Source organism: Agarivorans sp. QJM3NY_25, from assembly GCF_050870875.2.
Classification (GTDB): domain Bacteria; phylum Pseudomonadota; class Gammaproteobacteria; order Enterobacterales; family Celerinatantimonadaceae; genus Agarivorans.
The window spans coordinates 451,928-463,990 of record NZ_CP194041.2; the positions used below are offsets into that span (position 1 = coordinate 451,928).

Here is a 12,063-nt window from a genome sequence, read left to right on the forward strand (position 1 = left end):
TCCTTGAACGACAAACGTTTAATTGCCTCGCACCTATCAATCTAATAGGTATTAGCCATTTCACAGCCTCCTCCCTGCCAACTATAGTTAGAACTAATCGGTCATTTAAATGGCCAAACAAGGAGGTCTTATGCAAAACCTAACTATTAAAAATTATATGAAAACTCAATTCTTGAGTTTAAAGCTGAAACAAAACATTAGTGACGTGAGTGAAAAACTGATTGTGTCACAACAAATCGGTGCCCCAGTGGTAGATGAACAAAATCATTTATTGGGTTGGGTTTCCGAGCAGGATTGTGTGGCGCAAATGCTGCAAGCAGGCTACTACTGTGAGCAGAGTGCGTTGGTCGAAGACATCATGAATCGAGATGTGTTGAGCGTGAGCCCTGCTGAAAGTGTTTTAGATCTGGCCAAGCAAATGCTGGAGAACAAACCCAAAAATTATCCGGTGGTGGAAGCTGGCAAGTTAATTGGTTTAATCGATCGCAAAGCAGTGTTAGTGGCGCTGCAGCATCACCAACAGCAATGTTTTGTTGATCGGAAATAGTAGACGTGAATGTTATGTGGACATTGGTAAACTCGTTTTTAGCGCTGATTTGAATTGTCTAAACGAATGATTGAATGGCGATGATTGTTATCTATCTGCATGATAAATAGGTATAAAAATCATATAACAGCGAACTGAATAATCACCTTTATGTGGTATTTAGAGGATTGAATTTTACGGTTTGAACAGTGATTTTTGTGAACTTTTTCCGAAATAAAATTTGGATACACGGAGGTTTGAGTTCACTGAAAATTTTAGTTTCAGTGAATAAACAAGTTCAATAAATTGCACTCAAATACAAATGATAATTGATCTCATTTGTATTTGGGTGCAGAATACGGCCACTATTTATGGTTTGCCGTGATTTTGTTGTATGAAATGGATGTCTGTATTTTTGCTTTTGCTCGGTGTCGTAGTGGAGCACTCTAGTTATGCTGCTGATGATTTTTCCTGGTTAAAAGCTGAACCTCATAATGAAGCTTCGGTTAGAGCCTACCTTGAACAACAAAATCGCTCCGCTCAACTAACGCTAAACCCCTTAAAACCTTTGCAGCAATCCTTGATCGCGCAGTGGCAGAATGCTGCATCAGCTAAAGCTGAAAGTCCTTGGTTAATTCGAGGTGATGACGAACTCAATCAAATTTGGTTGAATGGTGAGCGGGTGATTGCTCGGCGTAAGCGAAACAGCCAGTCTCAAAGCATATTATTGAATATCGAACAGCGGGCTGCAAAACATGATTATTATCGCTTAGCCAATTGGTCACTCAGCCCCGATGGAAAACACCTTGCCTTGGCTGAAGACGTCGTGGGCGATGAAAACTACCGTATCGTTGTGATTAATCTAGCTCAATCGACGGCTCTGCAAGTGGCAACCAAGAGTGAAACCGCTTTGTTATGGGGACGCGATAGTCGTCGCTTATATACGATTGAACACCTGAGTACAGAGCCTGCTGGAGTGGCTCTCTACGAGCACTTTCTTGATACTGGACGGTCTCAACTAAAGTTGATGGAGTCCGATCCTCAGTGGATCTTGTCAGCCTATGTGGCAAGTGATCCGGAATATGCGGTCATCCAGCTAAATAATGAGGTGATGTCGGAGCAGCGACTACTCAACCTCGTTACAGGAGCGCTGTTAGAGCCTATTCGGCCACGCCAAAATGGTATTGAGTATTACGCTAATGTGGTGCATGGCAAGCTCTATATTAACAGCAACCATACCGGCAATTTTGGTTTATACCAAAGTGCCTTAGGTGCATCACAATGGCAAGTCGTATATATCCCCAAATCGTCAGCAGAACTGAAGCATTTCTATCTCTTTGCCGCAGGCATCCTGATCCACGAACACGAGCAGGGGCGGGATCAGTTAGTCATTATTGGCTATGACAAAGCGGAGCCTCTGCACTTAGCGATGGCTCCGGAGGGGGCCGTTGGTTGGATTAGTCGCATCGGTGATTTTAACAGCAATATTGTCCATATTCGAAGTATGTCAATGATTCAGCCCGCGAAGTGGGAGCGTCTTCATATTGGTAATGCTCAACGTTCGTTGATTAGTGAAGATGCCTATCCGGGGTTTCAGCAATCAGCCTACCGAACGGAGCAAATTAGTATTCAGTCGGGCTCGGTGCGCGTCCCAGTTACGCTGGCTTACAAAAGCAGCATGCTACATCGGCAATCACCGGTTTTGTTATATGGCTATGGTGCTTATGGTTTTACGATGCGGCCGTATTTTATGTCGCAAATCATCTCGTTATTGGATAAAGGCTTTATTTACGCGATTGCTCACGTACGGGGCGGTGGCTATTACGGAGAGGCATGGCATTCCGCAGGTAAAGGGGTCAATAAACCTGCTGGTATCGCCGACTTTGTTGCGGCGGCTAAGACTTTGCAGAGTTTTAAACAAGGACAACGGAAAATAGCAGCAATGGGATCCAGTGCCGGCGGAACGCTGATCGCGGCGGCAGTTAATCAACATCCTGAGTACTTTTCAGCGGTAAGCCTCAATGTGCCTTTTGTGGATGTGGTGGCGAGTATGTCTGACGCTTCACAGCCTTTGACGGCACAGCAATATCATGAATGGGGTAATCCCAGGCAGGCTAATGAACTGGCGGTTATGGCTGATTATGATCCGGTGAATAACGTTGGGGCGTTGGATTATCCTGCCACGATGGTGCGAGTGGGCTGGCATGACAGCCGAGTACCGTATTGGGAGGGGGCTAAATACCTTTCTTTGTTAGCTGCGCGCAGCCAAGGCCGCGGCCCCTATTTATTATTAACCGACTTTCAAAGCGGACATGCTATGGACCGGCGCCAGGCGTTGGCCCAGCAGGCCATGGACTACGCATTTTTGATCCACTACTTACTACCATCTGAGCAAACGGAGTTGTAAATGAAACCGTCTCGACTAAGCATGATTGTGTTAAGCGCAATTGTTGCTGGCTTTGTGCACGCCGAATCTGACATCGCCCCCTTAGAAACCATCGTTGTGGTTGCCAACAAGTACGAAGAAGATCTTTCAAAAACGGCTGGCAGCGTGGCGGTGATTAACAATGATGATATGCGTAAGGCGGGGGCGACAGAATTATATGATGTGCTAAATCAGGAGCCGGGGATTAGCGTCACGGGAGGCGCTGGTCGGCCCCAGAACATTGCTATCCGAGGCATGGTGGGGAATCGAGTTGCGATTGTGAAAGATGGTATTGCTACATCAGATGGATTTGGGGCAGATGACTTAAATGACAGCGCTGGACGAAATTCTTTCGATGTCGCCACGCTAAAACAAATTCAAGTGGTAAAAGGGGCGAGCTCAACCAGCTATGGTTCCGGTGCAATCGGAGGGGTGGTTATTCTTAAATCTTACAGTCCGGAAGACTATTTAGGAGATGAGGACTTTTATACTGATATAGCAACAACTTATAGCGGGATTAGTCATAAATATCGAGTGGCTTCTAATTTGGCTTTTCGGGTCGGTGATACCAGTAGTCTGATTTCGGGCGCTTATTGGACCGGTGAAGAAACACGAAACTATCAACAAGACTTATATCAGCGAGATCTTGAAGGCGTTAGTTTTGAATATAGCGTGCATCATGATGTAAGCGACCAGTTGTTGTTGAAAGCGAAAGCTGAGATTTACCGTGAGCAAATGAATACCCGCGAGGGCACTGCATCGGTGCAGGCCGATGGGGCTTGGGACATTGTTGATTATACCGAGCAAGATACTACGACCACTTATCTCGCATGGCTAGGTGCTGAGTACCAAGCCTCCAAGGCGTGGATGGATGACCTAGAGACCAAGCTATATTATCGGGTCAGCGAATTTGATGAAGATACAAATCGCCTGATGGACCGCAACAATAACGGGATTAGAGAACTACGTCGTGAGTTGGATCAACGTGAGTTTAACGACCAATTGTTGGGATGGTCCATTGATCTGAATAAAGAACTGTACAGCGGTAGTCTCAGCCATGTGCTTGTCTACGGTGCCGTCGCAGAAACGGCGTATCATGATCGTCCTACTCATGATGCCCGTTCTGATTGGAATGGTTCGACTTCCACTGCATCGACTCCTTTTGCTCCTGCTCGTAGTTATTCTCTTGGTATGTACCTACAAGACTCTATCTCCTTGAATGCATGGACCAGCATGATTGGACTGCGTTTTGATGCGCATCAGTTGACGGCTGACGATAGTTCAGCGATCCAATTTGATGGCCTTCGAGATAATCGCAGTAGTGAGCTGTCGCCGAGTTTTTCGCTCGCCTATCAATTTACCCCTGAGTTAAATAGTTATATCAGTTATAAGCACGGTTATCGGGCGCCAGAATACGACAAAACCTACGGCTATATCAGTCATGAGTTCGTGCCGATTACACCTTTTGTTGTATTGCCTAACTTTGAGTTGAAAGCGGAAACCAGCGATAGCTTTGAACTTGGAAGTAAGTTCGACAATGGCGTATTACGCGTGTACGCGGCAGTGTTCTATAACCAATTCGAAAATTTCATCAGTGTTGTCGACGCAGGCTTTAATGCGTCTAGCGGATTGTTTGAGAAACGCTATGAAAACCTCAGTGGCGTGAATACATATGGTGCCGAGCTCTCTACTTTATATGCCTTGAATCAAGCTTGGAGCTTGTCAGGCGCAGTTGGATGGGTCAACGGGAAAAACGACGAGGGTGAATATGTTCGTGCCATTACCCCCCTGGAAGGAAATTTATCGCTGAGTTTTGAGCAGGGCATATTTGACGCTTACAGCCGGATTAACTGGGCTGACGCGATGGATCGGACTCCGAGCTGTTCCAATGCGTTCGGCCTCGTAAGCCAGTGTGCAGAAACAACGGCTTGGTATTCTTTGGATCTCGGGCTTGGGATCGCATTGAGTCAAGATCTTTCGCTGAATCTAAATGTGATTAATTTACTCGATCGAGAATATACCCGTTATCAGGATGTTGCTGGTGTAGGCGTTTCGCAGACCAAATATTCCACTCAGCCTGGGCGCTATTTTACCGTCAATGCGCGCTATGTATTTTAAGGAGAGAGCATGAAACGGTTAATATTTCTGGTGTTATTTGGAACGCCTCTTGGTGTTTTGGGCGGCCAGTGGGATTATCCAGCAAGCAATAACGTGGTGCTTGATCAGCAAGAAGCGAAACGTTATGTAGAGTCCCATTATCCAACGATTGGTAAGCTTAGCCTCCGTTATCAGAGCGAAAGTCGCTTGGGCCATCAGTATAATTTTAACATCACGCTGGATGGGGAATATAAACCCCAGCGAACTATCGTGGTGCATAGTGATCATTCAGGCTTAGTCCAGAGAGTTTTTAAAAGTTTAGATGATACGATTTTGCGTGATGGCGTTGCCTCAGTGGCGGGCGAACTGGAGCACGCTCGGCGTTTGAAAGCCGATGCGCCACCGGCTCTGGATTCTGGCGTTATTGTTGAGGCTAATATTGAGGTTGTCGATCCGGATCTACGAACCATGGATCGCTTGCCTGCCCCAGAGCAGGTTTGGCAGCAGGCCTCTGATTACCCTCTGGCACCACATTTGGTCACTCGACAAGTTGAGCTATTAAATAGTGGTGGCAAATATTACTTGTCTAATAGTCGAGTCTCAGAGGTTGATGCCGAGTACTTAGAAGCGCAGGATCCACAAACTTTAGAGTGGTCTCAAAGCGATAGCGCTTCGTTTTTCGCAAAAGAAGAGATCAGCCAATTTTCACAACTCGCTGATATACAGACGCTGCAGTTTGCTAGCCCTCAATTCACCCAGTTGATGGCTTTTTATCAACTTGATCAATCCATACAGTATCTCGAATCCTTGGGTTATCACCTTTTCTCTGGGCCCATTCGTTTTGATGCCAGAGGCTTAGGCGATAACAACTCTAGTTATTTTATGGGGCCCAAAGCGGTGATGTTTGGACTGGGGGGTGGCTCACCAGATGCACTCGATGCTGATGTTGTGGTGCATGAATTGGGTCATGCAATCCATTATCACATTGTTCCAGATTGGGGTTATGGGCACAGTGGTGCGATGGCGGAAGGCTTTGCGGACTATTGGGCGGGTTCTAATAGTTATCGCAAGCTTTACCAGCAAGGAAGTGATTTTGAAATAGATACACTGTTTAACTGGGATGGCTACTTTGGAAATAAAATTTCAACCCGTAGTTTGTGGAATCAACGCGCGCGTTATTTTGAGCAAAGCGAGTACCGTGCTCACGAAAGTGTAGCTGGCGAATTGGGGGATGAACTTTGGTCAAGCCCTTTGTTTCAAACCTTAAAACAAGGGGTGGAACTTTATGGTGAGGTGGCCTTTGAAGAAGTCGACCGTTTAGTTCTGGAATCCATGTATGGCATGGGCCGTGGCATGAAGATGCATGATCTTGTGGAAAGCATGTTGTATGTGGCCAAGCAACTTTATCCAGAACGTGTTTACCACACGCTGCTACAAGATAACTTTGTAGCGCATGGTTTAGTCAAAGAGCCATTTCGCATAGAAATGGATAGTCGCTACGTCACGCCTACTGCTCCTTTGGCGATACGTCTTTTTAGTCAGGGAAGAGAAGCAAGTGTCGCGGGTAGAATTGAAACGTCTACTGGGGTTTCTCAGCGGCTTCAATCAGATAAATTTACCCAACTTTCAACCGAGCTAAGTCTTACTGACTCCGCTACTTGTGGCGAGTCATTCAAACTTAACACTCAATTATCTTATCAGTATGACACGACGCTAAAATCACTTGATTGGTCTCACTCATCTGCTCTGGTTTTTGGGCTCCCCGAACTCAATCAGCCAACGAGGCTGCAACAATCATTGATTCCTGATGCAACGCTTTCTGACTCGGGTGCCTTGAATTACGGTTTTAAGAGTTTCAATTTCATCATTACCGATGACGACGCCTTGGCGGCTGATGAGCTGGGTATTTACCTTAAGTTGCAACACAGTCAGTTCTCTGACTTAGAAATTACACTGGTTGCACCTTCGGGGAAACGTCAAATTCTTATGCAGCCGACTCGTTACTCATCACCATCGCGAACTTTTTATTGGGTTGCGAAACACGATCCGATTATTCAGGCTTTTTCTGCAGAGCGCATGGCTGGCACTTGGCGCTTAGAGTTAACGGACTATGTGCCAGAAAATACAGGGTACTTGCTTGAGTGGGCCGTTGGACGTGTCAAACAATATAACTGTACCACCGAGACCGATTCAACAGGGGCTGGCGATAACGCGACGAATACTTCAAGTGCTGGGGGGGCCGTTTCATGGAGTTCTCTAGTGATTGGATTGGTTTTGCTGTGGCGTCGTCATTTTTTTCAATCTAAATCAAATAAAAGAACTTAAGTCTATGCAAACAAAATTATCTATAGCTGCTGCTGTTCTGCTCATAAGCGGATGTGGTGGCTCGGACGGAGGCTCCGATATCAGTGCTCCCACTTATCAGGTCTCAGGAACGATCACTGCGCTGGCTGCGCAGGGGGACGAAAAGGTCTGTGCCGATCTGAATGGCGATTTTCTTTGTGCCGCGAATGAACCCAGCGCAATCAGCAGTAATGGTAGCTTTTCCATTAGCAGTACTAATAAGGCCATTCTAGACGCGCCTTTGGTTGTTGAACTGGATACAGGGGTGACAGCAACATCACATTCGCTCAAGGTCAATGCACAAAGTGGTGGGGCAAATGCACTGCTGGTCGCGCCTGGACAAAGAAAAGCGAGTGGTAATCAGATTAATGCAATCACCACTCTCGTTGCTGCAAAGGTAGCGAGCGGAGCAGTCTTGTCTGATGCGATCGAGCATGTCAAGCAACAGCTTCATGCGATGGGACTCTCAGCAACGGATGAGTTGCTTAATGAAGGAAGTGATAGCGAGTATGCACAATTAGAGCAAAACTTATTGCTGGTGATTTCTGCCATGGATAAGTCGCAACCTGACACGCAGCTTGGGGTATTGAGTTCCAATTTGTCGGATTATCAAGCCCTGCTATTGGCGGGTGCTCCGTCAGATAATGCGGTATCTCAATTACTTGCAGAGTTGAGTTACGGCACCCGTCAGCAAGATCTTAATGATACCGGGCTGCAGACCTATTTCAGCGATGGTGGTGATACCACAAATGCTCCAGTTGATTATCCCGGTCAAGATGCTGATTTTGGTCATGATAGTCTCAATGACGGATTTCATTTTACTAAGTTAGATGAGAATGGTGCGGCTTTACCATCGACTGCAGTACATTGGTCTTGTGTGAGAGACGAACGCAGCGGCTTGATATGGGAGAACAAAACGGATGAGCCATCCTCACCTCAATTTAAGGATCGACTATTTGTTTACCAAGTGAGAGGTACCTTTGAACCTTACAGTGAAGATTTAGCGGCCATTAGCTGTGAGGATGGTATTTGCTCAACTGAAGATTATGTTGAGTATTTAAATGAGCAGAAGGTTTGTGGCTTAGAGCATTGGCGTTTACCCAAATTTGCTGAATTTTATGACTTAATTGATTTTGGCGAATCAGAGCAGGATGAATTGGGTGATGTTTATGGGCTGACGCGTGCTTACTTTCCGCGACAAAGTATTGCCAGTGACCTCGCTGCGGGGGAAGTTTGGACTTCTGATGAATTCTTTACCGAGTATGAAGATATCAAAATTCCGGGCAGTCGCTATATTTTAGCCGCAATGACTCGCGGTATTTATCGAGGAACGACCTATCCAGTTGCTATTTACAGTGATCAGACCGAACCCGATCTTTGGACGTCTTATCAATTACCTATTCGATTAGTATCAAAAGTGGAGTCAAACTAATGAGATGCTTGCAACTTGGTGTATTACTGCTGTTGGTGCCTATGCTTGGAATGGCGGCTCAAGAATGTTCTTCAACGATGTCGAAAACAGCGCCCAATGTCCGCTATCAATTTAATGCGAATGGAACTGTGAGTGATCGAAGTACCGGTTTAACTTGGATGCGCTGCCCGCTGGGGAAAACCTGGAGCAGCACCGAACAGCGCTGTGAGGGAGAAGGGCAAGCAATGTTTTGGCAGGCTGCCTTGAATGATGTACAGGCGATTAATAACAGCCCAAATCATGCCCTGTATCATTTCGCTGATAAAGCGAATTGGCGCATGCCCAATATTAAAGAATTGGTTACTTTGGCTGAACGTTCATGCCGGAACCCTGCTTTAAATGGAAAAGCCTTCGCCAACGCTTTTCCTTATTCAACCAATCAGGAAAGCTATGGTGCTGGTGATATTAGAGCCTATGTTTGGAGTAACACTCATGTTCAGCTTTCGAGTGAAATTTTCACATTTGATGTCCGTAATGCCGAGATTATTTCATTCGGCCCGACTGTGATTCAAGGCAGTGTATTGTTGGTGAGCGATAACTGATTTGATCAAGTGCGATGAATCAATCCTCGGCTTTTGCTGGGGATTTTTTATGTGGGAAAGCATATGGTAGCGGCTTTTATCCGCGGCGTATCGCTCCTTCTACGCCTTGTGACAATATCTTTCGAGGCTTAATCATTCAAAGTGGCTATGCCTGTTTTGAGGGCGCACTTTTATCAGGCCGACAACGTACCAAGATCCCCTTCGTTTTTTTAATTATGAGATGCCTCAGGATAGTCTTATCAGGCCGACAACGTACCAAGCTCCCCTTCGTTTTTTAATTATGAGATGCTTCAAGGACAGTCACCGATAAATACGTCTACTATGTAACTAGTTAATAGTGTCGGGGTGTTCATGGGATTAGCGATTGTACGTACTTGTGCCTTATTGGGGATGGAGGCTCTAGATGTCACGGTAGAAGTGCATTTAGCCAACGGCTTACCGGCGTTTAATATTGTTGGTTTACCGGAAACTTCGGTCAAAGAAGCTAAAGATCGAGTGCGTAGTGCGATATTAAATAGCGGCTTTTCATTTCCTGCTAAGAGAATTACCGTTAACTTAGCGCCAGCCGATGTGCCGAAAAGTGGCGGTCGTTTCGACTTGCCGATTGCCATTGGTATTTTAGCCGCCGCGGCCGAAGTTCCTTTAGCTTGCCTCGACGAAATGGCCTTTTGTGGTGAGTTGGCGTTATCGGGGGCGATCCGCCCTGTGAGCGGAGCGATTGCCACCGCGCTATCGATGAGTGAGCAAGGGTTCACGTTGGTGACCGGAGAACAAGACGCGCAAGCGGCAGCGCGAGTGCCGGATTCCAAGGTACATGCCAGTGCCAGTTTGCAAGCCTTGAGTGCCACGCTGAATGGCCAACAGGCCTTTGTGCTGCAAGTGGCCAGTCCTGAAGAACCGAGTCAAGTCAATAATTTATTAGACATGAGCGAGGTACAGGGCCAGCATCTGGCCAAGCGCGCACTCGAATTGGCCGCCGCGGGAGCACACAATTTGTTGATGCTGGGTCCCCCAGGGACCGGAAAAACCATGTTAGCCAGTCGCTTGCCGGGTATTTTGCCTCGCTTAACTGAGCAGCAGGCGATTGAAGTGGCGGCGATTGCTTCGGTAAGCTCTCAGCAGCGCGAATTGGGGCAATGGTATGTTCCGCCGTTTCGCAGCCCTCATCATAGTGCCTCGATGGTCGCCTTGGTGGGTGGCGGTTCCAATCCTCGGCCCGGTGAGATCACCTTGGCGCACCAAGGCGTTTTATTTTTAGATGAACTACCGGAGTTTTCTCGGGCCACCCTCGATGCCCTGCGCCAGCCGCTGGAGTCCGGTGAAGTGCACATTTCGCGTGCTGCTTTGCAGGTGCGTTTTCCTGCTCAGTTTCAATTGATCGCAGCGATGAATCCCTCGCCCTGTGGTTATTATCAGGGACAGCAGTTGCGCAGTAACCCCGATCAGATCTTGAAATACCTTGGTAAGTTGTCGGGGCCATTTTTAGATCGTTTTGATTTGAGTGTGGAAGTCACGGCACTACCGCAGGGCACCCTTTCCAAACATGCAACAGGCGAGTCCAGTGAGCAGATCAAACAGCGGGTGAGTAGGGCAAGGCAGCTGCAAATGTGTCGAGCGGGTAAACTCAACAGCCAACTAAGCGGTAAAGAGCTGCATCGTGATGCTGAGTTAAATCCAGCCAATAGCGAGTTTTTGGAACAGAGCATTAGCCAACTAGGCTTGTCGGCACGGGCCTTCCATCGAGTATGGCGTTTAGCCAGAACCATTGCTGATCTGAAACAGCAAGCTGATATTCAGCGTCAAGATTTAGTAGAGGCCTTGAGTTATCGGGCCATGGATCGTTTGCTGCATCGTTTGTCTAACTAAGCGGATTTTGCTTTGAGCCAAGTGCGGCCTAGCTCTCATTTTTACTGACGGACCGATGATTTACTGTTGGTCGAGATAAAATAGCAATGATTTGGCTGGCAATTGTATTGTAATTCGCGTTCAATTTGTTGATGTTCAAGGAAATTAGCTGCATGTGTAATCGTAGCTGTGATTGTTTTTATGTGACGATTGCTTGAGCTTACTTGTTCATCGGTGCGGGTCAATAAGCGAATATCAAAATGCTGCTAATTAAGAATTTCTGCGGTTCAGTATGACCTCTAGTATTGATGGCGCTTTCAATGAGGAAGATGAGTAGATGATGAAATGGATGCTGATAGGCATTTCTCTATTATTTGGCAGTGCTAATGCAGAAGGCCTTCGGGTGTGGTTGCAAACCGGCAATGACTCTCAGTGGATGGAAATGAGTGATTTACAAGTTCAAAGCTCCGACGGCAGCCTCAAGCAGCGCATGCTGGCACTTGATGTTGACGGTAAACCCATCTACTTATCGTTGAGTGAACTGGCTTTTATTCAAGCTGCCAATCGCTACTACTATGTGTCAAATCAATATGTTGCCATTACGCATAGCGGCCTGAGCTTTAAGCTGCCAGCTCCTGAGCAAGCCAAGGGATTATTTGTCGCCAGAAATAGCTACGGTGGTTATACCAGCTTCGATTATTCGGCGCTGCGCAGAATTATTTTTTCCAAGTAGCTTTCTTTCAAGAGAGACCGAGCGGGTTTAGCTAACAATTGCCAAAGCCATTCTTCTCTCGTAGTATTTTTCTGGCACAAT

8 protein-coding genes are annotated in these 12,063 nt (G+C 46.7%); all 8 read left to right on the forward strand.

The window, feature by feature from the left end; translation table 11 throughout:
• The first annotated feature begins 130 nt into the window (after nucleotides 1-130).
• The 8 genes from ACRRSW_RS02010 to ACRRSW_RS02045 all read left to right on the forward strand — a co-directional run bounded on the left by ACRRSW_RS02010 (nucleotide 131) and on the right by ACRRSW_RS02045 (nucleotide 11,982).
• Nucleotides 131-547: a CBS domain-containing protein gene (locus tag ACRRSW_RS02010; protein WP_432460739.1), complete on the forward strand. Its 417-nt coding sequence runs from the start codon at nucleotides 131-133 to the stop codon at nucleotides 545-547.
• A gap of 382 nt (nucleotides 548-929) precedes the next feature.
• Nucleotides 930-2,933 (forward strand): prolyl oligopeptidase family serine peptidase, encoded by a 2,004-nt coding sequence (locus ACRRSW_RS02015; protein WP_432454856.1) that lies wholly within the window; start codon nucleotides 930-932, stop codon nucleotides 2,931-2,933.
• A complete protein-coding gene (locus ACRRSW_RS02020; protein ID WP_432454855.1) occupies nucleotides 2,934-5,069 on the forward strand; it encodes a TonB-dependent hemoglobin/transferrin/lactoferrin family receptor in 2,136 nt (711 codons plus the stop codon). It begins immediately after the preceding gene.
• A 9-nt stretch (nucleotides 5,070-5,078) separates the two neighbouring features.
• Nucleotides 5,079-7,373, forward strand: a complete 2,295-nt coding sequence (locus ACRRSW_RS02025) for a proprotein convertase P-domain-containing protein (RefSeq protein WP_432460740.1) — start codon at nucleotides 5,079-5,081, stop codon at nucleotides 7,371-7,373.
• Nucleotides 7,374-7,377: 4 nt separating this feature from the next.
• Nucleotides 7,378-8,823 carry an Lcl domain-containing protein gene (locus ACRRSW_RS02030; RefSeq protein ID WP_432454853.1) on the forward strand — a complete coding sequence of 482 codons (1,446 nt, stop codon included), beginning with the start codon at nucleotides 7,378-7,380 and terminating at the stop codon, nucleotides 8,821-8,823.
• Nucleotides 8,823-9,404, forward strand: a complete 582-nt coding sequence (locus ACRRSW_RS02035; protein ID WP_432454852.1) for a DUF1566 domain-containing protein — start codon at nucleotides 8,823-8,825, stop codon at nucleotides 9,402-9,404. The genes ACRRSW_RS02030 and ACRRSW_RS02035 overlap by 1 nt, the downstream gene beginning before the upstream one ends.
• A gap of 351 nt (nucleotides 9,405-9,755) precedes the next feature.
• The gene (locus tag ACRRSW_RS02040; RefSeq protein WP_432460741.1) at nucleotides 9,756-11,270 is read left to right on the forward strand and encodes a YifB family Mg chelatase-like AAA ATPase; all 1,515 of its coding nucleotides are present in this window, start codon (nucleotides 9,756-9,758) and stop codon (nucleotides 11,268-11,270) included.
• Between the two features lie 316 nt (nucleotides 11,271-11,586).
• On the forward strand, nucleotides 11,587-11,982 hold the full coding sequence (locus ACRRSW_RS02045; RefSeq protein WP_432460742.1) for a hypothetical protein: 396 nt from the start codon (nucleotides 11,587-11,589) through the stop codon (nucleotides 11,980-11,982).
• Nucleotides 11,983-12,063 lie beyond the last annotated feature (81 nt).

Bases quoted from the DNA above. Each gene is read 5' to 3' on its own strand.
- ACRRSW_RS02010 (WP_432460739.1), top strand. From the start codon at position 131: ATGCAAAACCTAACTATTAAAAATTATATGAAAACTCAATTCTTGAGT.
- ACRRSW_RS02015 (WP_432454856.1), top strand. From the start codon at position 930: ATGTCTGTATTTTTGCTTTTGCTCGGTGTCGTAGTGGAGCACTCTAGT.
- ACRRSW_RS02020 (WP_432454855.1), top strand. From the start codon at position 2,934: ATGAAACCGTCTCGACTAAGCATGATTGTGTTAAGCGCAATTGTTGCT.
- ACRRSW_RS02025 (WP_432460740.1), top strand. From the start codon at position 5,079: ATGAAACGGTTAATATTTCTGGTGTTATTTGGAACGCCTCTTGGTGTT.
- ACRRSW_RS02030 (WP_432454853.1), top strand. From the start codon at position 7,378: ATGCAAACAAAATTATCTATAGCTGCTGCTGTTCTGCTCATAAGCGGA.
- ACRRSW_RS02035 (WP_432454852.1), top strand. From the start codon at position 8,823: ATGAGATGCTTGCAACTTGGTGTATTACTGCTGTTGGTGCCTATGCTT.
- ACRRSW_RS02040 (WP_432460741.1), top strand. From the start codon at position 9,756: ATGGGATTAGCGATTGTACGTACTTGTGCCTTATTGGGGATGGAGGCT.
- ACRRSW_RS02045 (WP_432460742.1), top strand. From the start codon at position 11,587: ATGATGAAATGGATGCTGATAGGCATTTCTCTATTATTTGGCAGTGCT.